22 protein-coding genes are annotated in these 22,134 nt (G+C 37.3%); 20 read left to right on the forward strand and 2 right to left on the reverse strand.

The window, feature by feature from the left end:
- The first annotated feature begins 73 nt into the window (after nt 1-73).
- The 8 genes from DWZ63_RS04490 (at nt 74) to pgeF (ending at nt 7,068) form a co-directional block, all read left to right on the forward strand.
- Nucleotides 74-1,393, forward strand: a complete 1,320-nt coding sequence (locus DWZ63_RS04490; protein WP_118498872.1) for a folylpolyglutamate synthase/dihydrofolate synthase family protein — start codon at nt 74-76, stop codon at nt 1,391-1,393.
- Nucleotides 1,394-1,538: 145 nt separating this feature from the next.
- Nucleotides 1,539-2,765, forward strand: coding sequence for a C40 family peptidase (locus tag DWZ63_RS04495; protein ID WP_055942842.1), 1,227 nt, complete (start codon nt 1,539-1,541; stop codon nt 2,763-2,765).
- Between the two features lie 93 nt (nt 2,766-2,858).
- Complete coding sequence (ylqF, locus tag DWZ63_RS04500) at nt 2,859-3,701, forward strand: ribosome biogenesis GTPase YlqF (RefSeq protein ID WP_055942840.1); 843 nt, start codon at nt 2,859-2,861, stop codon at nt 3,699-3,701.
- A gap of 87 nt (nt 3,702-3,788) precedes the next feature.
- On the forward strand, nt 3,789-4,580 hold the full coding sequence (gene lepB / locus DWZ63_RS04505) for a signal peptidase I (RefSeq protein ID WP_243020481.1): 792 nt from the start codon (nt 3,789-3,791) through the stop codon (nt 4,578-4,580).
- Nucleotides 4,577-5,341, forward strand: coding sequence for a ribonuclease HII (locus DWZ63_RS04510; RefSeq protein WP_118498874.1), 765 nt, complete (start codon nt 4,577-4,579; stop codon nt 5,339-5,341). The genes lepB and DWZ63_RS04510 overlap by 4 nt, the downstream gene beginning before the upstream one ends.
- A 131-nt stretch (nt 5,342-5,472) precedes the next feature.
- Nucleotides 5,473-5,820, forward strand: a complete 348-nt coding sequence (locus tag DWZ63_RS04515; RefSeq protein ID WP_022013977.1) for an EscU/YscU/HrcU family type III secretion system export apparatus switch protein — start codon at nt 5,473-5,475, stop codon at nt 5,818-5,820.
- Nucleotides 5,813-6,166, forward strand: coding sequence for a YraN family protein (locus DWZ63_RS04520; protein ID WP_055942834.1), 354 nt, complete (start codon nt 5,813-5,815; stop codon nt 6,164-6,166). The genes DWZ63_RS04515 and DWZ63_RS04520 overlap by 8 nt, the downstream gene beginning before the upstream one ends.
- A 14-nt stretch (nt 6,167-6,180) precedes the next feature.
- On the forward strand, nt 6,181-7,068 hold the full coding sequence (pgeF, locus tag DWZ63_RS04525) for a peptidoglycan editing factor PgeF (RefSeq protein WP_055942831.1): 888 nt from the start codon (nt 6,181-6,183) through the stop codon (nt 7,066-7,068).
- On the opposite strand, the gene DWZ63_RS04530 is transcribed toward pgeF, so the two are convergent.
- Entirely contained in the window at nt 7,055-8,233 is a 1,179-nt protein-coding gene (locus tag DWZ63_RS04530) for a ribose-phosphate pyrophosphokinase (RefSeq protein WP_347474828.1), read from the reverse strand. The genes pgeF and DWZ63_RS04530 overlap by 14 nt on opposite strands.
- Before the next feature lie 225 nt (nt 8,234-8,458).
- Here DWZ63_RS04530 and DWZ63_RS04535 point away from each other — a divergent pair, with 225 nt between their 5' ends.
- The 10 genes from DWZ63_RS04535 (at nt 8,459) to DWZ63_RS04580 (ending at nt 19,423) form a co-directional block, all read left to right on the forward strand.
- Nucleotides 8,459-9,574 carry an FKBP-type peptidyl-prolyl cis-trans isomerase gene (locus DWZ63_RS04535; protein WP_055942824.1) on the forward strand — a complete coding sequence of 372 codons (1,116 nt, stop codon included), beginning with the start codon at nt 8,459-8,461 and terminating at the stop codon, nt 9,572-9,574.
- A gap of 139 nt (nt 9,575-9,713) precedes the next feature.
- A complete protein-coding gene (gene der / locus DWZ63_RS04540) occupies nt 9,714-11,033 on the forward strand; it encodes a ribosome biogenesis GTPase Der (protein WP_022013982.1) in 1,320 nt (439 codons plus the stop codon).
- Nucleotides 11,034-11,104: 71 nt separating this feature from the next.
- Nucleotides 11,105-11,737 (forward strand): glycerol-3-phosphate 1-O-acyltransferase PlsY, encoded by a 633-nt coding sequence (gene plsY, locus DWZ63_RS04545; protein ID WP_022013983.1) that lies wholly within the window; start codon nt 11,105-11,107, stop codon nt 11,735-11,737.
- Between the two features lie 78 nt (nt 11,738-11,815).
- On the forward strand, nt 11,816-12,835 hold the full coding sequence (locus DWZ63_RS04550; protein ID WP_055942823.1) for an NAD(P)H-dependent glycerol-3-phosphate dehydrogenase: 1,020 nt from the start codon (nt 11,816-11,818) through the stop codon (nt 12,833-12,835).
- Between the two features lie 93 nt (nt 12,836-12,928).
- Nucleotides 12,929-13,315, forward strand: a complete 387-nt coding sequence (locus DWZ63_RS04555) for a hypothetical protein (RefSeq protein ID WP_022013985.1) — start codon at nt 12,929-12,931, stop codon at nt 13,313-13,315.
- Entirely contained in the window at nt 13,293-15,182 is a 1,890-nt protein-coding gene (locus DWZ63_RS04560; protein ID WP_118498876.1) for a TIGR03960 family B12-binding radical SAM protein, read from the forward strand. The genes DWZ63_RS04555 and DWZ63_RS04560 overlap by 23 nt, the downstream gene beginning before the upstream one ends.
- Before the next feature lie 5 nt (nt 15,183-15,187).
- The gene (locus DWZ63_RS04565) at nt 15,188-16,003 is read left to right on the forward strand and encodes a TIGR03936 family radical SAM-associated protein (RefSeq protein ID WP_147353203.1); all 816 of its coding nucleotides are present in this window, start codon (nt 15,188-15,190) and stop codon (nt 16,001-16,003) included.
- A gap of 3 nt (nt 16,004-16,006) precedes the next feature.
- Nucleotides 16,007-17,227, forward strand: a complete 1,221-nt coding sequence (locus tag DWZ63_RS04570) for a ribonuclease E/G (protein WP_055942813.1) — start codon at nt 16,007-16,009, stop codon at nt 17,225-17,227.
- A 121-nt stretch (nt 17,228-17,348) separates the two neighbouring features.
- Nucleotides 17,349-18,632, forward strand: a complete 1,284-nt coding sequence (locus DWZ63_RS04575; protein WP_118498878.1) for a glycoside hydrolase family 27 protein — start codon at nt 17,349-17,351, stop codon at nt 18,630-18,632.
- A 302-nt stretch (nt 18,633-18,934) separates the two neighbouring features.
- Nucleotides 18,935-19,423, forward strand: a complete 489-nt coding sequence (locus DWZ63_RS04580; protein ID WP_055942807.1) for a DUF2798 domain-containing protein — start codon at nt 18,935-18,937, stop codon at nt 19,421-19,423.
- A gap of 21 nt (nt 19,424-19,444) precedes the next feature.
- On the opposite strand, the gene DWZ63_RS04585 is transcribed toward DWZ63_RS04580, so the two are convergent.
- Nucleotides 19,445-19,783 (reverse strand): hypothetical protein, encoded by a 339-nt coding sequence (locus DWZ63_RS04585; RefSeq protein WP_243020482.1) that lies wholly within the window; start codon nt 19,781-19,783, stop codon nt 19,445-19,447.
- A 465-nt stretch (nt 19,784-20,248) separates the two neighbouring features.
- On the opposite strand from DWZ63_RS04585, the gene DWZ63_RS04590 reads away from it, so the two are divergent.
- Together DWZ63_RS04590 and DWZ63_RS04595 are read left to right on the forward strand one after the other, a co-directional pair.
- A complete protein-coding gene (locus DWZ63_RS04590; protein WP_182431441.1) occupies nt 20,249-21,211 on the forward strand; it encodes a DUF4846 domain-containing protein in 963 nt (320 codons plus the stop codon).
- Between the two features lie 274 nt (nt 21,212-21,485).
- Entirely contained in the window at nt 21,486-22,067 is a 582-nt protein-coding gene (locus DWZ63_RS04595) for a 50S ribosomal protein L25 (RefSeq protein ID WP_055942800.1), read from the forward strand.
- Nucleotides 22,068-22,134: the final 67 nt, after the last annotated feature.

The raw sequence follows: 22,134 nt of genomic DNA on the forward strand, positions 1-22,134 counted from the left end.
AAATAATAACAAATATCTGTTGGTACATAGTTTCCGATACAGTTTTGTTTCTTATTTTGGAAATGAGGTAAAAATGAATTATCGTGAAGCCACGGATTATATAGAAAAGCTGCAGATAGAGGTTGGCAGTGACCTTTCGCTTAAACAGATAAAATATTTAGCGGATAAAGTTGGAAATCCTGAAAATAAATCAAGAATAATACATATTGCAGGGACAAACGGTAAAGGCTCTGTTGGAAATTTCATTGCCGGAATTTTAGCCATGTCGGGATACACCGTCGGAAGATATGTTTCCCCTGCATTATTTGACTATAGAGAAAAAATACAAAAGATTACCGGAAATATATATGGTTTACAGAAAGAATATATATCAGAACAGGAAGTTGCGGATAATCTCACATATCTTATTGAAAAGACGGACGAGATAAGAAAAGAGGGAAAAAAGGCTCCCACGGCATTTGAAATAGAAACTGTTATGGCATACAAAGTCTTTGCGGACTGGAAAGTTGATGTTGCGATAGTTGAAACCGGAATGGGAGGAAGACTTGATGCGACAAATATAGTAGAAAAACCGGTTTTATCTGTGATAACATCTATTTCTATGGATCATATGGATTATCTTGGGGACACGCTCCTTGCGATAGCAAAAGAAAAATATGGAATTATTAAAAACAGAGTGCCTGTTGTTGCAATAGAACCTGAGTCTGAATGTCTTGAGGAGTTAAAATATACTTGCAGGAGACATGATGCAAATCTGAATATATTTTCAAGAGACGATATAAGACCATATGAATTTTCGGTAGACAAGACTTCGTTCATATACGAAAATGAAAAGTTCACACTAAGTCAGGCGGGAATTTTCCAACTTGACAATGCCGGATTGGCACTTGAAGCGGCAAAAGTATTATATGGCTCAGGTTTCAGACTTATAAACAAACAGTCTGTAAAAGAAGCATTTAAGATGTGCAGATGGCCGGGAAGATTTGAAGTTGTATCGCATGATCCCTATGTTATCGTTGACGGTGCACACAATCCTGATGCGGCAAGGCTGCTAAAATATTCATTGAGTGCATATTTCCCAGGTGAAAAATTTATTTATATAATAGGTGTATTTAAAGATAAGGACTATGAGCAGATATTAAGGACTACACTTCCCCGTGCAAAAAGAGTATATACGATAAATGCTCCGGCACCGAGAGGACTTGAGTCGGAACAACTGGCGGAATGTGCCGCTAAAATATCAGACAATAAGATTAAGCATATTGAGGCAAAGCATAATGTAAGAGAGGCATTGTCAAGCATTTCCAGAGATGGTGTTACGGGCAGGATAGTTGTATTTGGCTCACTGTCATTTCTGCATGAAGTCTATGAATATTTTGGAAAAGGTTATTAAACATAGTATATGTGGCATTAAACTGACTGATAAAAATGTTGAAATGATATACGGTTAGTAGTACAATAACATTATATTAGTGGGCTTTAAATGATAATATAAAGCGTAGACGGACGGTAATAATAGTTGCGGTGAGGGATAAATATTGTTTAGAAAAAATACGATAAAATGTTTTGCTTTTCTGTTTTTAAGTCTTTGTATGGCTTTTTCTTTTAAGACGGATGCCTGTGAGTCGGCTGCCATAACAGGAGAAACATCTCTTGCAGGAATGACCGTGTATCTTGACAGATTTTATTCTGCTTCTGTTAAAAAGAAGACAGATGATAGAAAAGAACAGGTTAAGGCAAAAAAGAATAACAGGAAGAAAGTTAAAAAGAAATCAAACATATACGATACACTGGCAAATGCGGGATTTAAGTATGAAAATCTTGGTGTTGCAAATGTGTCAGGGGCGTTAAATGTCCATAGGGAAGCGTCAGAGAGTTCGGCTGTTGTCGGAAAGATGACGAAAGACAATGGATGTGATATAAAAGGGACAAAAGGTAAATGGTCACATATTGTTTCAGGGAAAGTTAATGGATATGTTTTGTCTAAATATCTTTTGACGGGTGATAAAGCAAAGTCGAGGGCAAAGAGCGTGGCAAGATTAAGAGCCATAGTCAATACCAAGACTTTAAATGTGAGGACGCTCCCTTCAATAGATTCAAAAATATGTGATACATTGTCACAGGAGGAAGAATATACAGTTGGCAATTCCGATATTAAAAAGGAATGGCTTCAAAAATATATAAAGAAAAATCTTAATAAGACATTTGGAAAAAAACAGCTTAAAAGTGTTAATAAGAAAGCGATGTATCAGGATTTGAATAACTGGATAATGCTTTCGATAGATGAACAGGATGTATTTATAAACAAGGATTTTCTGGAGTTTAACTATGATTTATCAAAGGCTGTTACCTATAGCAGTTCAGATACATCATCAGGACAGAATAATGGAAGCTCCGGTAAGGGTTCGATATATTCAAAGCTTGTAGCTTATGCGATGAAGTTTCTCGGAAACAAATATGTCTGGGGAGGTACAAGCCTCACAAACGGAACAGACTGCTCAGGTTTTACCATGAGGATATATGAGCATTTCGGCTATAAGATACCGAGAGTATCAAGATCGCAGGCAGCATTTACCAAAACGGTCAAGGCATCAGATGTAAAAGTCGGGGATTTGTTCTTTTATGGAAATAACGGATATATAAGCCATGTCGCTATGTATATCGGAAACGGACAGATAATCCATGCGAGCAATCACAGGGATGGAATAAAAATATCAAATGCTTATTACAGAAAACCTATAAAGATAGGACGAGTTATAAATTAAACTATAAAAATAATGATAATTGACCGAACAGAGAGTGAGGGAGATTGAAAAATATTAAGAACATAACTAATACTGATTTGGAGGAATAATTTTATGCAGTTTCAATGGTATCCCGGACATATGACGAAAGCTAAGAGAGCAATGCAGGAAGATATCAAGCTGATAGATGTTATTATAGAGCTGGTTGATTCGAGAGTGCCTTTCAGCAGCAAAAATCCTGATATAGATACACTTGCAAATGGGAAGTCGAGAATACTCCTCATGAATAAATATGATCTTGCCGACAAAGCGGTATCTGACAAATGGACAAAATATTATGAAGAAAAAGGCTATTTTGTCGCAACGGTCAATTCAAAGAATGGCAGAGGCGTAAAAGCTGTAAATGATGTTATACAGAAAGCTTGTAAAGAAAAGATTGAGCGTGACAGAAAAAGAGGAATATTGAACCGTCCTATAAGAGCGATGATAGTAGGTATTCCAAATGTCGGCAAATCTACTTTTATAAATAGCTTTGCCGGAAAAGCATGTGCAAAGACAGGAAACAAGCCGGGTGTTACAAAAGGTAAACAGTGGATAAGACTTAATAAAAATGTAGAACTACTTGATACACCTGGTATTCTCTGGCCTAAATTTGAAGATCAGCAGGTAGGATTAAATCTTGCATTTATAGGTTCTATCAAAGATGAACTTTATAATATCTATGAGTTGAGCCTTTTGCTGCTTGATTATCTTATAAAGAATTATCCTGATGCAGTAGCAGATTTTTATGAGATAGAAAATTCAGACTCAAATAATGAACTGTTAGAGAGGATAGCAATAAAAAGAGGATGCATAAAGAGTGGTGCAGAGTATGACCTTGATAAAGCAGCAAAATGTCTTGTAGATGATTTTAGAAATGGCAGGATTGGAAAGATAAGTCTTGAAATTCCCGGTTAGTATGGCAAAGCAGTCTGAAAGTTGTTTGCTGTACGCTGCATCCGGGGATTGCGAAACTAATTATTATATGATTAGGAGTAAGTCGGGATGTATGATTATGAACAGATTGAAGACAGTTTAAGATTCTGTGACAGAAAAATATATAGAACCGATGCGGATTATCAGAGACAGTATTCTGAGTCTGAAAAGCAGAACTGGGAACAAATCGCAGAGGATATAATAAGTCGTAAAGATGCTGAAAAGGACAGGTTTAGCAGTATTGCTGTGAGTGATGAAGATATTACATATTCTGATATTGCGGCAATATACAGAAAAAAAGCTGATGAATATATATCGATTCCAAAAAGGCTTTTTAGTAATGTGGTACTCTTAGCATTATGTGTCTTTATAGCCTTTGGTGCGGCACATCTTTTTATAGATAATGTTGCATTTCAGAGCACAGTTGAAGGTACATCAATGCTGCCAACACTTGAAAATGATGATTCGCTTATAATTGACAAATTTTCATATGCTATAGGTTCACCGAAGCGATATGACATAGTAGTTTTTCCAGTCAAAGAGGAAAAAGGAAAACAAGATTATTTTATAAAGAGGATAATAGCACTTCCGGGAGAAACAGTAAGCATTGATGATGGAAGAGTGTATATAAATGGAACTCCTTTAAAAAGTGATAAGTATGGAAAGGAAAGCATCAAGGATGCAGGACTCGCCTCTGTTCCACAGACACTTGCACAAGACGAATATTTTGTATTAGGTGATAACAGGAACATGAGTACAGACAGCAGAAATGAAATTGTTGGTCTGGTTAAAAGAAAAGATATTGTTGGAAAAGCCGTATTTAGAATATTGCCGTTTGGAGAATTTGGAGGATTGAATTGAAGTCTATAAGTGAGATAAAAGCAGAGCTGGAAAATGCCGATAAAGATACAAGAGAAAGCCTTCTTGAATTGTGTAAGAAAGATACAAGAAAAGGCGTATTGAAGCTGGTAGAGAAATACGAAAAGCAGAAGGCTGCTATGGCTGAAGAACTTGAGCGTCTTAAAAAGATGCATGAATTTGAAGATAAATACAGTGAATATGAGTATATTGCGGGAATTGACGAAGCGGGCAGAGGACCACTTGCGGGGCCTGTAGTTGCTGCAAGTGTAATATTGCCAAAAGATTGTGAGATATTATATCTGAACGATTCAAAACAGTTGAGTGCAAAGAGACGAGATGAACTCTTTGATGAGATAAAACAGAAAGCTATAGCTTATGGAATAGGAATAGTATCACAGGGGCGTATAGATGATATAAACATCTTACAGGCGACATATGAGGCAATGCGTGAAGCGATAGGTCGGATGTCTGAAAAACAAAATCCTGATTTGCTTTTGGTCGATGCGGTTCATATTCCGGATGTAGATATAAAGCAGGTAGGAATTGTCAAAGGTGATGCAAAAAGTGTTTCCATAGCTGCAGCAAGTATTCTTGCAAAGGTGACTAGGGACAGATTTATGGTTGAGATGGATAAGTTATATCCCGAATACGGTTTTGCAAGTCACAAGGGATATGGTTCAAAATCCCATATTGAAGCAATTAAAAAATATGGTGCGTCGCCTATTCATCGTCAGACATTTATCAAAAATTTTGTGGATTGAGTATAGGTGATAACCTTGAATGGAATAAGGCAATATTAATGCGAACCTTGAATGTATTATCGTAAATCAAGCCGAAAGTATTTGTTTTGTAAAGATAACGAGAGTGTATTTTAATATAAGGGGGATATTGTATGGCAGATAACAGAAATAAGATGATTTATGGGCGTGATGTTGTCGGAAAAAGAAGACCGGATAAATCGGCGGTTGCACTTGAGTACACACTTCACGATAAAGCACCTAAGGTAATCGCATCAGGTAAAGGTTATCTTGCCGAGAAGATAATCGACAAGGCAAACGAGGAAGATATACCGGTTCATAAGGATGAAAAGTTGGCAAAGAGCCTTGAAAACATTGAGATAGGAGAGTATATACCGCCTGAACTTTATCAGGTTGTGGCGGAGGTGCTTGTATTTGTCGATGCCATGGATAAGATTAAAGGCAAGGTAATGGATAAAAAGGAAAATAACAGAAATGAATAAAAGAGAGATTGGTTCTGCCTACGAACAAAAAGCCGTGGAGTATCTTGAAAAACACGGGTATAGTATTGTCGGGCAGAACTATTTTTGCAGATATGGGGAAATAGATATTATTGCTAAAAAGGATGATGTGCTCGTCTTTGTCGAAGTGAAGTACAGAAAAAGTTCAAAGGCTGGACTTGGCGAGTCTGCCGTAGATAGGAAAAAGCAGCTTCATATAGTAAAAACAGCACAAAATTATATGATAGAGAAATATAAAACTGATGAACTGTCATGCAGATTTGATGTTATTGCCATAAACGGTACGATGCTCCATCATATAGAAAACGCATTTGACGGATATTATTAAAAAGAGGTGTGAATATGGTTGAAAAATATAAGGAAAAGGTAGAATATATGATAAAACGCAGGGAGATGAGCAGTAAAGAGTGCTATTGCGAGGTGAACAAGGGTGTTCCGATGATAAGATTTCGCTGCCTTGACGGATATGACTTTGTATCGCTTGCGTTTTCGACAAGACTTGGGGGTGTGACTGATAAAGATTATCTTTCAAGTCTTAATTTTGGATGGGACAGAGGAGACAAGGAAGAAAATGTCAGAGAAAACTACCGCAGAATGTGTAAGGCACTGGGTACTGATTATAAAAAGCTTATACTTTCAGACCAGGTACATGGAGATAAAATTGAATATGTCGATGAGAGATATGCTGCCGGAGAGAAAATCGAAAAGAAGCTAAAGGGTGTTGATGGTATGGTAACTGACAAAAAAGGTCTTACGCTTGCAACATCATTTGCTGACTGCGTACCACTGTTTTTTATTGATACAGTGGGGAAAGTTATTGGTTCTTCCCATTCGGGATGGAGAGGAACTGTGGCGAGGATAGGACAAAAGACCATAAAAAAGATGGCAGAGCAGTTTGGAAGCAGACCTGAGGACATAATATGTATAATAGGTCCTTCAATATGCCGGAAATGTTATGAGGTCAGTGAAGATGTGGCAATAGAGTTCATAAAAGAATTTGGCAGGAATGGCATAGCAGAAAATATAGTAATGAGAAAACCTGAGACAGAAGATAAGTTTCTTTTAAATCTGTGGGAGGCTAACAGGGTACAGCTTTCAGATGCCGGAGTACCTGATAAAAACATACATATAAGCGGCATCTGTACCTGCTGTAATCCTGATATATTATATTCCCACAGAGCAAGCAGGGGAAAACGCGGAAATCTGAACGGATTTATCAGATTGACATAGAGTGTTTTTCCATAAGCTCCTGTATTCTCTGAGTTGCATCAATTAGGTCATTGACACTTGTATCATGGTTGAGAGTGTCGATGATCGCTGCTATATATTTGCTCAAATCAACGCTGTGGTAATAAGGCTTGTTCTTTATCTCCTCCGGGCAATAACAGAGATTTGTAGTGTAGATGGCATCAAATAAGCCGTCTTTATATGCGTTGTCAAGTTCTGTTGTTCCATTTGCAAACAGACCGAATGTTACGCAGATAAATATTTTGCCTGCACCACGGTTTTTTAATTCCTTTGCGACTTCAAGAATAGTGTGACCTGTTGAAATCATATCATCAATAATGATAATGTCTTTTCCGGAAACATCATTTCCGAGGAATTGTGTTGAAACTACAGGATGCTCACCATCAATAAGTTTTGAATAATCCATTCGTTTATAAAATAATCCCATCTCAATGCCAAGAGCACCAGCGTAATATACGGCTCTTTTCATACCACCTAGGTCAGGTGAGATAACCATCATGTGTTCAGGGTCTATCTTTATATCAGGATTTGTTTTTACAACTGTATCGATAAACTGGAAAGATGTGAAGAAATTATCAAATCCGTGATTTGGTATCGCATTCTGAACACGGTTATCATGTGCATCAAAAGTGATTATCGTTTCAACTCCCATCGAAACAAGTTCCTGAAGTGCCTGTGCACAGTCAAGTGATTCATTTATATAACGGATATGCTGTCTGCCTTCATAGAGATATGGCATTATTACGGTTATTCTTCTAGGGTGACCGCTGCATGCCATTATGACACGCTTGAGATCCATGAAAAAGTCATCAGGTGACATATTAGTTGTTTCATTTCTCATAGTGTACTGCTGTCCGTAATTTACGGTGTCAACAATGATAAAAAGGTCTACACCTCTCATAGACTCGTTTATGACACATTTTGCTTCGCCTGTACCAAATCTTGGACAGTCATAGGAAACAAGATAGTTTTCCGTATCATATCCTGTCATCTTAAAATCAGGTTTCTGCATTTCGGAAAGTGCTTTGTGTCTTCGAGCGATAATCTCTTTGTTAATCTTTTCGCCAAGTTCCGTCTGATTGCCAAGAGCGACAATTTTAAGCGGGGCAAGTGGCATTGAATCTTTGAATTTTCTACTGGACATTATCTACCTCTCTCTGCATCAGAATGTATGCGTTTATTTTAATTAGTTGTATATAACTACCTTGAAATACTATAACTTTTTTCTGAAATATCGTCAAGTGATATACAAGGTTGATTTTTTGATGGATTTATGGTATAAAATAGATTGTTGTGTTTTGCTTTGAAGCGAAAATGTGTACTTTAAAGTATTACAAAATAAAATAAATATTTATTATCTGGAGGAATTATTTTGAAAAAATATAGTAAATTGCTGGCAGTAACACTTTGTGCATCGATTGCACTCGCATCAACAGGATGTTCAGCTACGAACAAACTTAAAAATGCGATAACAAATAAAAAGACAACTTCTGATACAAAAAAAGAAAGTGCAGAGAGTGTAAAATGTCTTGATTATGTAACACTTGGCGATTATTCAACCATTAAGATCAAAAAGAGTGAGATCGACAAATCCACAAAAGAGCAGTTGGAGAAGAATATCAAGAGTACAGGGGATTATAAAAAGGTAAAAACAGGAAAAGTAAAAAAAGGCGATATAGTAAATATCTATTATGTTGGAAAAATAAATGGAAAGACTTTTGACGGAGGCAGTCTTACAAAAAAGACAAACAAAGCAGGATATGATCTTGAAATCGGTTCAAAATCATTTATTGACGGTTTTGAGGATGGACTTATCGGTAAAAAGATTGGCTCAAAATGTAAAGTAAAGGTTACATTCCCTAAATCTTACAGTCAGAACCAGAAAATTGCCGGTAAAAAGGCGGTATTTTCTGTTACGATAAACTTTAAGGAAGTATATCCAAAACTTACGGACAAATTCGTAAAGAAAAATTTAAAAGATTTTGATAAGAATTATGAAAATACTGCAAAGGGATATACACAGTATGTAAGGGACACGCTTTTAGGTGAGAAGGCATGGAAGGTATTCTATGACACTTGTAAGATAAAAGATTATCCTAAATCAAAGATGGACACAATGAAAACACAGCTTAAGACATCTATAACATATTACCTTAAAAGTAATGGCTACACACTTGAGAATTATCTTAAGTCACAGAATCTTTCAACTAAAGATTTTAACAAACAGCTTGAGACTACAGCTAAGTCTGATGTTGGAAAGCAGCTTGTTTATGGTGCTGTAGCTGAAAAAGAAAATATAAAGGTTACAGACAAACAGTATAAGGATGAAGTTAAGACTTATCTTACAAACTATAATTGTAAGAGTGAGAAAGAACTTAATTCTACATTTAAGGATTATTATGGAGTAGATGCAAAGTCTATTATAAAAGATGATATTTTATATAAGAATGTAAAAAATTATCTTATCAAAAATGTTAAAGAAGCATAAAGCAGGTTAATTACAGATAAGGTTATTGTTCGTAATTTAAAGTGCGTGCTGTAACGGATAAAGTGTCAAAAAATGTGCTCTCAGTATTCTTTGTTTTGAGAGGATACCGGGAGTACATAAAATAGAAACGGAGGTTCATATGGCTAAACCTATAGTAGCGATAGTCGGACGACCAAATGTCGGAAAATCAACACTTTTTAATATGCTTGTCGGCGAACGCCTGTCGATAGTAAAAGATACTCCGGGTGTTACAAGAGACAGGATATACGCTGATGTAAACTGGCTTAATTATCACTTTACACTGATGGATACCGGTGGAATCGAGCCTGAGACAAACAATCAGATGCTCCGCCATATGAGAGAGCAGGCTGAGATGGCGATTGAGATGGCAGATGTTGTAATGTTCGTTGTCGATGTAAAGCAGGGTGTTGTCGATGCTGATTATAAAGTCGCTGAGATGCTTAGAAAAGCACAGAAAAAGATAGTTCTTGTCGTAAATAAAGTAGATAATTTTGACAAGCTTATGCCTGATGTTTACGAATTTTACAATTTAGGACTCGGAGATCCGTATCCTATATCATCAATTGGCAAATTAGGAATTGGTGATATGCTCGATGAAGTCACAGCTCTTTTTCCTGAAAATGAGGATGATGCTGAGGATGAAAGACCGAGGATTGCGATAGTCGGCAAGCCAAATGCAGGAAAATCATCGATTATAAATAAACTTCTCGGAGAAAATAGGGTTATTGTGTCTGATGTTGCCGGAACTACAAGAGATGCAGTTGATACGGCAGTAAAGTGGAATGGCAAAGAATATGTATTTATAGATACAGCTGGTCTTAGAAGAAAAAATAAGATAAAAGAGGAAATCGAGAGATATTCAATACTCCGCACGGTTTCAGCTGTTGAGAGAGCCGATGTGGTAGTCCTTGTTATCGATGCGACTGAGGGTATCACCGAGCAGGATGCAAAGATTGCCGGAATCGCCCATGACAGAGGTCGTGGTATGATAATAGCAGTCAATAAGTGGGATGCTATTGAAAAGGACAATAAGACAGTGTCTGAATTTAGTAAAAAAGTAAGAAATACACTGTCATTCATGCCTTATGCTGAGATTATGTTTGTGTCGGCACTTACGGGACAGAGACTTCCAAAGTTGTTTGAGGCCATTGAGGTTGTTATACAAAATCATTCATTAAGAATAGCAACGGGTGTTCTTAACGAAATCCTTACTGAAGCAGTTGCAATGCAGCAGCCGCCATCAGATAAGGGAAGAAGGCTTAAAATATATTATATGACACAGGTAAGCGTAAAACCGCCTACATTTGTTATATTTGTAAATGACAAGAGACTTATGCATTTCTCATATACGAGGTATCTTGAGAATAAGATAAGAGAGGCATTCGGTTTTGCCGGGACACCTCTTAAGTTTATAATAAGAGAACGCAAAGAAAAATAAAAGGCCGGTATGAAAATTGATTCAGCTTTTTTATACCATACTCAATGTTTTGAGTGGGAATGGAGATTGAAATGGGCGAAGATATGATTCATAACATAATCTGTTTGGTGATAGGGTATTTTTGCGGGTGTATATCAAGCGGATATTTTGTGGGAAAATTCCATCATATAGATATAAGGGAACATGGGAGTGGCAATGCAGGTACTACAAATGTTTTGAGAGTTTTAGGCAAGCTGCCTGCACTTATAACATTTGTGGGAGATCTTGCAAAAGCTGTCATGCCGATTCTTGTGATAAGGATATTCTTATCACCTGACAACTGGTATCTCTTATGTTTGTATATGGGACTTGGTGTGGTACTTGGACATAATTACCCTTTTTATCTTGGATTTAAGGGTGGAAAAGGTATTGCAGTTACGGCGGCTGTCGTTATGTCGGCTGCACACCCGCTTTTTATTCCAACCGGAATTTTGATATTTGCATTGATAGTTGTGTGTACGAGATATGTATCACTTGGTTCACTTGTTGTTGCGTGGTATATACCGGCAAATACCTTGATAATGCATCGAAATGATAAGGGATTTATACATATGATGGTAATCAGTCTGTTATTTACAGCTTTTGCATATTTCCAGCATAGGCAGAACATTGTAAGACTGATTCATGGAAAAGAGAATAAGATTGGTTCAAAAAAAGAGATGTAGTGGCAGAAATGTCACATTATTTTAGAAAAGAGAATGGTATGAGATGCACAAAAGACTGTGCAGAAATGGAGGATTATTATGAGTAAAGTTAGTTTTTTAGGCGCCGGAAGTTGGGGAACGGCACTTGCGATAATGTTAGCAAATAATGGTCATGAGGTAACACTCTGGTCGGCTGTAGAGTCGGAAGTTGAGATGTTACAGACACACAGGGAACATAAAGACAGACTTCCGGGAGTTAAGCTTCCTGAGTCGGTAGTTGTTACAAGTAATCTTGAAAGTGCCTGTAAGGGATTCGATCTTATAGTTTTTTCTGTTGCTTCACCTTATGTCAGATCAACTGCAAAAAAAGCTTCAGAATTTATCCCTAAGGGACAAAGGATAGTAAATGTTGCAAAGGGAATTGAGAATGATACATTGATGACACTTAGAGATATAATTTGTGAGGAAATGCCCGGAATGGATGTCTCTGTATTGTCAGGACCAAGTCATGCAGAGGAAGTTTCAATAGGTATGCCTACTACAGTTGTAGTTGGGTCTACATCAAAAGAAACCGCAAAATATGTTCAGAAGATATTTATGAATGACCGTTTCAGAGTATATACAAGCCCTGATATAACCGGCATTGAGCTGGGAGGTTCTATCAAAAATGTAATAGCACTTGCAGCCGGTGTCTGCGACGGACTCGGACTTGGAGACAATACGAAGGCAGCACTCATCACAAGAGGTATAACTGAGATTGCAAGACTTGGTGTTGCTATGGGTGGTCATATGGAAACTTTTTGTGGACTTTCGGGAATAGGTGACCTTATCGTTACCTGTACAAGTACACACAGCCGTAATCATAATGCCGGTGTATTAATCGGCAAAGGAATGTCTATGGATGAGGCTATGAAAGAGGTAAAACAGGTTGTAGAGGGTGTTTATTCAGCAAAAGCTGCATTTGCACTTGCTAAGAAATACAATGTTTCAATGCCTATCGTAGAACAGATAAACGAGGTGTTATTTGACGGAGTATCTGCCACTGATGCAATCCAGGCACTTCTCACGCGTGAGGAATGTCATGAGTATCAAGGTCTTACATGGGACGCTGATAAATAAAAATAAAGTACCAAATAAAAGTCATGTCTTTAAATGTAAAAGCATATCCTTAAAAAAGGTAATTGTGAAATTGAAAATAATGATTAGGAGGGTATGCAGCATAATTTACATAAAAGTTATGTTATGCAAATTATGTATAAGAATATGAATGAATATGATTATAATGAAGAAATGCCAGTTGATACACGTTCAGAAAAAATAATGAGAGCGCGGCTGGCATTTTCTGACAATTACGAGGAAATGCAGGAAAATGTGGGTGATGGTTCGTCGCTTATGACAAAGATAACACTTCTTTTACTTATATTTTCTGCTGTTCTTGTTTTATGTTTTGGAGATCTTACAATCGGAAACTATAGTAATAAATCTATCAGACAGGCGATGTCAAAAGAAGGCACAGTTTGGCATGATATGGTTGAAATTACCGGAAATATTATAAGTGATGTTATGGAGGAACTGAATGAGAAAACTAGCTTTAAGTGATGAGATATTGTTATCTGTTGATAAGCCGGCAAGATATATCGGTGGCGAGATTAACATGATAAAAAAAGATCCCTCAAAAGTAGATATACGATTTTGTATGTGCTTTCCCGATGTATATGAGATAGGTATGTCGCATCTTGGCATACAGATATTATATGATATGTTCAATCTGCGGGATGATATATATTGTGAGAGAGTCTACTCACCGTGGGTGGATTTAGATAAGATAATGCGTGAGCAGGATATACCGCTTTTCGCATTGGAGAGTCAGGAGCCGATAAAGAATTTTGATTTTCTTGGAATTACGCTTCAGTATGAGATGTGTTATACAAATATATTACAGATACTTGACCTTTCAAAGATACCGCTTCTGGCAAAGGACAGGACAAAGGATGATCCGTTTGTTATAGGCGGAGGTCCCTGTTCATACAATCCTGAACCTATAGCAGATTTCTTTGATATATTTTATATAGGAGAGGGAGAAACTGTATATTTTGACCTTATGGACGCATACAAGGAGTGGAAAAAGTCAGGTAATGACAGAGTGGAATTTTTAAAGGCTGCCGCACAGATACCGGGAATGTATATACCTCAGTTTTATGAAGCGGAGTATAACGGGGACGGAACACTTAAAGATTTTTATCCTATCGTGGAAGAAGCACCTAAGACTGTTATCAAACAGGTGGAACTTGATATGTCGGAAACTTATTATCCCGAAAAACCGCTCGTGCCTTACATCAAGGTCACGCAGGACAGAGTTGTGCTTGAGATACAGCGTGGATGTATAAGAGGATGCCGCTTTTGTCAGTCGGGTATGCTTTACAGACCTATAAGACCGAGAAGTCTTGATTTTCTTAAAAAGAGAGCAGCAGCTATGTTAAAGGCAACGGGACATGAGGAGATTTCGCTTAGTTCGCTCAGTTCAAGCGATTATAGGGAACTTCCGGAACTTGTCTACTGGCTTATAGACGAATACAGGGACAAGGGTGTAAATATCTCACTTCCGTCGCTCAGGATAGATGCATTCGCACTTGATGTAATGTCAAAGGTGCAGGATATAAGAAAATCAAGTCTTACATTTGCTCCGGAAGCGGGAACACAGCGAATGAGAAATGTTATAAATAAGGGGCTTACGGAGGAAAATATTCTTACAGGTGCCATGGATGCGTTCCGTGGAGGCTGGAACAGGGTAAAACTTTACTTTATGCTCGGACTTCCGGGTGAAACTTATGATGATATAGAGGGGATTGCAATATTATCTGACAAGATAGCAAGAGAATATTATACGATTCCAAAAGATGAGAGAAACGGAAAGGTAAGCATTGTCACGAGTACATCAATATTTGTGCCAAAGCCGTTTACACCGTTCCAGTGGTCACCTATGAACACAAAGGAGCAGGCAAAGGATAAGAGAAATTTCCTGCTTGGCAAGGTAAGAGAACAGCTCAATCAGAAAAGTATCAAGTATAACTGCCATGATGCAGATGTATCAGAGCTTGAGGGAGTGTTTGCAAGAGGTGACAGACGACTTAACAAGGTTATACTTGAAGCATATCAGAGTGGGTGTTTTTATGATGCGTGGTCGGAATATTTTAAATATGAGAACTGGCTTAAGGCATTTGAGGACAATGGACTTGACATGGCATTTTATATCGGCCGTGAAAGACCTGAGGACGAGCTGTTCCCGTGGGATTTCATAGATATAGGTGTCACAAAGAAATTTATGCGAAGAGAGTATGAAAATTCGTTAAAAGCACAGGTTACCCCTAACTGTCGTGTGAAATGTGCAGGCTGCGGTGCTATGAAATTTAAGTGCGGTGTATGTGTTGAAAATCTGACAGGCAGTGATGCGGAAAGGAACGGGTGACGGATATGAAAGCAAGATTAAAATTCAGTAAAATTGGTTCAATGCGTTTTATAGGCCATCTGGATGTGATGCGATATTTTCAGAAAGCATTTAGGCGTGCCGAGATAGAAGTAAGTTACAGTAAGGGATTTTCACCACATCAGCTTATGTCTTTTGCATCACCACTCGGAATAGGACTTAGCAGTGATGCGGAGTACCTTGATGTGACACTGGAAAAAAGTGACTCTCAGGAAGAAATGATAGAGCGTATAAATGCCGTTATGAATGATGAGATAACGGTCAAGGATTTTACGATACTTGATGATGAAGCAAAGCCGTCAATGGCAATGCTCTCGGCGTGTGACTATGTGATATGTATAAAACCGGATAAGGACAACCCTCTTACAGACGATGCATTTGCAAAAGAGGCAGTAAGAAAGATAAAAGAAGCCGAAAAGATAGAGATATTAAAAAAGACAAAGCGTTCAGAAAAGGTAGTGGATATAAAGCCGAACATATATCATATTGAAAATGATATGGATGCTTTCAAAAATGAGACAAAAAATGATTACGGCAGTCTTGAATTAGACACTGCTTTTTATAAGCCTGTATTTTATTGTCAGCTTACAGCGGGAAGTGTAGTAAATATAAAGCCGGAGCTTGTCTTAGAAGCTATGGCAAAGATGAACGGATTTGAGTATAATACGCTCGACTATCAGATACACAGGCTTGAAATGTATGCTGATAAGACAGCAAAAAAAGGAGAGGTGCATCTGCTTTATTCTGAAACACCGTGCAGTCTTGTACCTTTATCAGAGTTTGGAAAACAGGAGATGGCTTAAATAATGGCAAATCAGTTACTTATAACTAAAAAAGACGGTGCGGTACTGTCGGTGAGAGTTGAGGACGGAAAGGTCGCACAGATACAGGCACAGCCTGAGGATGCGGGTTCACTCTTAGGAGATATATATGTCGGCAAAGTCAGAAATATAGTCAAAAATATAAATGCGGCTTTTGTCGAGTATGAGCAGGGAAAGATGGGGTATCTCTCACTCGATGCAAAAGTTTGTCCTATACATACGGACGGTGTTGTATCGGACGGGACAAGAGTGCTTATAGGTGATGAGATAATCATTCAGATAGAGAGGGAGGCGGTAAAGACAAAGCCGCCGACGCTTTCAGGAACACTTAATTTTCCGGGAAAATATGTCGTGCTGATATACGGAGAGAGAACGGTCAGCATATCGTCGAAGATAAAAGATGCCGAGAGAAAACAGCAGCTCAGGGGATTTCTGAGAAATAATATAGACGGAGATTACGGATTTGTGGCAAGGACAAACTGTAAGGATGCATCGGATGAAAAAATCTTAAAAGAGATAGCATTTCTTAAACAGCAGCTTGAAAATATAAAAAAATTTGGTGTGCATAGGGCGAAGTTTAACTGTCTTTACCATGCCCCTGACGCTTATCTGTGCGATATAAGAGACTCCTATGATTCACTGCTTGAAAGCATAATCACGGACGATGATGAAATCTTTAACAGGATAATGGAGTTTGCGAAGATATATCAGCCTGAGGATATAAAAAAGATAAAACGCTGGGATAATGCCGACGGAAAACTTGATGCAGTCTATGATGTTACAAAGACATTAGAACACGCACTTATGCCTAAAGTCTGGCTTAAAAACGGCGGCTATCTTGTGATACAGCCTACTGAGGCACTTGTGTCTATTGATGTGAACACAGGCAAAGCAATCTCAAAAAAGAAAGATGTGCAAAAAACATTTTTAAAAGTCAATCTCGAAGCGGCAACACAGATAGCAAAGCAGCTAAGGCTTAGAAATCTGTCAGGAATGATACTCATAGATTTTATAGATATGAAGGATGCAGACTATAACAAACAGCTTATGGACAGACTTAGAACCGAGTTTGCGAAAGACCCGGTAAAAACGATACTTGTCGATATGACAAAACTCGGACTTGTCGAGGTCACGAGAAAAAAAGTCAGAAAATCACTTTATGAGCAGATAAAGGATGCACAAGATTATTCTAAGTCAGATTTATAAAGGGGATTGAAAAGACATTAAGTTTTTGGTAAAATAGTTTATAGATAACTAAATTACTCCATGCAAAATTTGTTTTTGTGTGGAAGACGAAATTTTAATATAAATTATTACAGGAGGACTTATGAACAAAAATCTTTTTGCAAAGACACCGCCTATGGGCTGGAACAGTTATGATTATTATGACACATCGGTAAATGAGGAGCAGGTCAGAAAGACAGCAGAGTACATGGCTGAAAATCTCAAAGAGTTTGGCTGGGAATATGTCGTTGTCGATATTGAATGGTACAGTTATGATACGGGAAGTCAAAGAGACAAATATCAGTATATTCCGTTCTGGAAAGTTGAGATGGACGAATATTCAAGACTTCTCCCATGTGTGGATAAATTCCCATCAGCAAAAGAAGGCAACGGATTTAAGCCGTTGGCAGATTATATACACAGTCTCGGTCTTAAATTCGGTATTCATATAATGCGTGGTATTCCGAGACAGGCGGCACATGAGCATACAAAGATACTTGGAAGTAAGGCTCTTGCCAATGATATAGCAGACCCGTCAAACATTTGTGACTGGAATCCTGATATGTACGGTGTCCGTCCTGATGCTGATGGTGCACAGGAGTACTATGATTCCATTTTTGAACTTTACGCACAGTGGGGCGTTGATTTTATCAAATGTGATGATATTTGCCGTATGGATATGCCATCTGCAAAAAAAGAGATAGAAATGCTCTACAATGCAATTCAGAAGTGTGGTCGTGAGATAGTTTTAAGTCTTTCACCGGGACCGGCAAAGATAGAAGAGGCATGGCATTATGAGAAATATGCCAATATGTGGCGTATCACTGACGATTTCTGGGACAGATGGGATTTACTCCTGCCTATGTTCTGGCGTTGTGAACTCTGGCAGAACCATGTGAGTGAAGGATGTTATCCTGACTGTGATATGCTGACACTTGGCAAACTCGGAAAAGGTTTCGGTCATGAGTGGGAGTGTAATTTCTCGCATGATGAGCAGATAACACTTATGACACTTTGGAGCATATTCCGTTCACCACTTATGCTCGGAGCAGACCTTTTGCAGCTTGATGACTGGACAAAGAAACTTATCACAAACAAGGATGTGCTAGGACTCTTAAAACATTCTGAGGGTGCAAGACAGATAGAGAGAGATGATGAACATGTTATCTGGTGTTCAAAAGACACAGAGGACGGTTCATACTATGTAGCAGTATTTAATCTCAAAGAGCAGAACTGTGATGTGGCTATTCCGTGGGAGGATGTTAAAAACTACGGAGTGACGGGAACTAAAGCAGTAGAGCTTTGGAATCATGAAGATGTTGACCTTATTGATAAGGATAGCGTATTTGTAGCTTCTCATGGTGCTAAACTGTTTAAGATACAGTAAAGATTTTGAGATACAGTAAAATAACTATAAAGAATAGCATCTTTCACATTGAGCCGTAGAGGATGCTATTTCTTTTTATTATGATTATCTATGTAAGACAGTGCCGTAAATATTACTAACAATAAAGTTAAAACTTCTTGCAAAGTCTTTTTTTCTGTGGTATAATCTCACTCGTTGTTAAAAACTGCATAAAAATCTTTGGTAAAAAATTGGAAACGACACATGTGTGAACTATCACCTGATTAACGAACAACACACATGTATTTTTTATGCCCATTTTTAGAAAAAAGGAGATATTTATTATGCAGAGAACGAAACTTCAGAACTTTATTTTTACTGCCATTATGGCATTTATCATGGTCTATGGAATGGTGTGTTACAATATTGCCATTGATAAAGGAGGAATGAGTAACGAAATCTTTTTGATAGCTTTTCATGAAATGCCTATAATGTGGCCAGTGGCAGTTATTCTTGAAATGTTTGTTTTTGAGAGACTTGCAATAAAGCTTGCTTTCAGATTTGTAACACCGGGGAAAGAAAGCGAGTTTATGGTAACGGTTGCTATCTCATCTATGATAGTTGCACTTATGTGCCCTACAATGAGTCTTATAGCTACGGTATTGTTTGCACATCCAGGATCAGAAGTAGTTGCTGTATGGCTTCAGAAATATGTATTAAACTTCCCAATGGCATTTTTCTGGCAGACATTTATAGCAGGACCTCTTGTGAGAAATGTATTTAAGATTTTTGAGAGTGATAAGAATGTAAACAGAGAAGAACAGGCAGCCTGATATTAGGGAAGTCCCCCACTTCTAATAGAAGCGGGGGACTTCTTTGATAACAGTGACACAATTTTTTATGGTACAATCGGATATTGTAATTCCAGTATGATATTTTTTAACAGAGTACTGGTGTGTTCCGATTGCCTTTTCAAGATTTGAGAAAATACATTTTGTAATCTTTACATTCTGGTTTGCAGTGCAGTCATATTTACTCCAGTCATGAGTAAATCCCTTTGTTTTCTTATCTGGAGTGTCAAAGTTTATTGCTTCGGAAGTATGGCGTTTACTTGCTTTATATCCGGTGAATGTGCAGTTGTTTACCGTCACATTTTTAGAAGCATCCATCTCTATAAAATGTCCGTATTTCATGTTTTTAAATGTGATACCATCTAAAGTTATGTTTTTATTGTGGCACATTACAAGTTTTTAACATTGATTTCCTCCATTGATATGTTACGCTCAAAATTCTACGTTCAGAAGATTTCGAGAGCATATTATTTTTTTCGATGTTTTTGTTATAGGAGATTTGGCAATGATATTCAAGGAGAAAAATTTTAAAGGCTATTCTACAATAACAATATAATCAGCAATACATTGAGTAAGCTAAGATATTACCGATTATATTGTTATAACTGAACTGTTACGATTATGCATTAAAAATAATAAAATCTTAATAGTTTTTTTTGACCGATGTGTTATAATTTTAGCAGAGTATTAATATGTCGCAAGGTATTATTAAAGTTATGATTTTGTGAGTTGTAAATTTTTTAGCGGCAGAATTATTTATACATAAAAAGCGGAATAATGTTCTGCTTTTGCATAGGGAGGGATTTTATGAAAAACGGACGATTTAAACATCTGACTTTGATAAGTTTTATCATTGTGCTTATCATTGTTATCGCTGATACGGCGATATGTGCCAGAAAAGACATGAACAGAAAAAGCCAAAAAGCGGCTTCGGTGATAAGTTCCCAAAAGAATGGTGAAGACGGAAAGGACAAGTCCGGTGATACCGCCGAAACAACGAAAAAAGACAACAGTCAAAGCATAATTAATATATCAGGAAATAATATCAGGACAAGGTTTAAAACTCCAAAGGGTTATAAAAGAAATATCTCAAAAAATTCATTCGGAGAGTTCCTCGAAAACTATCCTCTATATAAAGATGGAAAAAAGATTTCACTTTACAATGGAAAATTAAGCCACAGACAGGATGCTCATGCGGCAGTATTAAAAATGAAACTCACCGATGGAAATCTTCAGCAGTGTGCCGATTCGGTCATAAGACTTTATGCGGAGTATTATTATAAGCAAAAAAAATATGACAGGATAAAATTTCATCTGACTAACGGTTTTGAGGTAGGATTTTCAAAATGGAGTCAGGGCATGAGAGTGAAAGTTGACGGAAATAAGACCTACTGGGTGCACAGTGAGAAAGCAGACAGTTCATATAAAATATTTGACAGCTATCTCAAATTTGTATTTACTTATGCAGGTACACTGTCAATGGTTCAGGAGTCAAAGAAGATTTCTGAGAAAGATATACAGCCGGGAGACATTTTTATATATGGCGGAAGTCCGGGTCATGTTGAGATGGTAGTTGATGTATGCGAAAATAAAGATGGTGACAAGGCTTTTTTGCTCGGACAGGGTTATATGCCTGCACAGCAGTTTCACATTCTTAAAAATCCTGCTGATGAGAATGATCCGTGGTATTATGTTTCAAAAATTTCATATCCGTTTGAGACGGCAGGTGTTACCTTTAAAAAGGGAACTCTTATGAGACCAGATTATTAAAGTTATAATTTATGGGATAAATAAGTTGTTTTATAAAAATTTATATCATTTATGGCAGATGTGCAAAAGAAAAAGTTCACAAAATTTTCACAATTCTAATCAGCACTCATACTTGACGAGTGCCAAATAAAGTGGTATAACACAATTGTATCAGAAAGATACCTAGTGATCACCAGGCGATTTCAAATTTTGCCTACAACTGCAGTGATACTAATATGGATTAAATCTTCATATTTGCAGTTGCAAATTTTAATCGTTTTGGAGGAAAAGACAAATGAATACTTTAAAAGCAGAGAAAAGAAACGCAAAGGCTAAGGCATTAAGAAGAGAGGGTTATGTCACAGGTAACCTTTTCGGCAGAGAGATAGAAGGTTCTATTCCTGTAAAAATGACTCAGAAAGATGTAAGTGATGTATTGCGCTACAATGACAAAGGAAGCCAGTTGTTCCTTGAAGTTGAGGGAAAGAAATACGATGTAATCATTAAGGAAATAGATTATGACAATATGGCTAAGCATGTTTTGGATATAGAGTTTCAGGCTTTAGTAAGCAATGAAAAGATTCACAATACTGCTGAGATTGTATTACTTAATAAAGAAAAAGTAGTTGAGGGTGTTCTTGAAGAGTTGCTTGAGGAAGTATCATATAAAGCATATCCTGCTGATCTGGTTGACAAGATTAAACTTGATGTTGGAAGTCTCAGACTTGGTGATACGATAAAAGTAAAAGACCTTGACATATCAAAGAATGATAAGATTGAAGTTACAACAGATCCGGAGACAATAGTTGTAAATGTTATCGCATCAAATAATAACCAGGAAGATGAGGATGAAGAAACTACAGATTCAGCAGAGTAAAATCTGAAAGCGAAATACATCTTTTGAATGAAATTTTAGAAGAAATCTGAAAACGAACAATTTAATA

It is taken from the genome of Clostridium sp. AF34-13 (assembly GCF_003477845.1).
GTDB lineage: Bacteria > Bacillota > Clostridia > Lachnospirales > Lachnospiraceae > Butyribacter > Butyribacter intestini.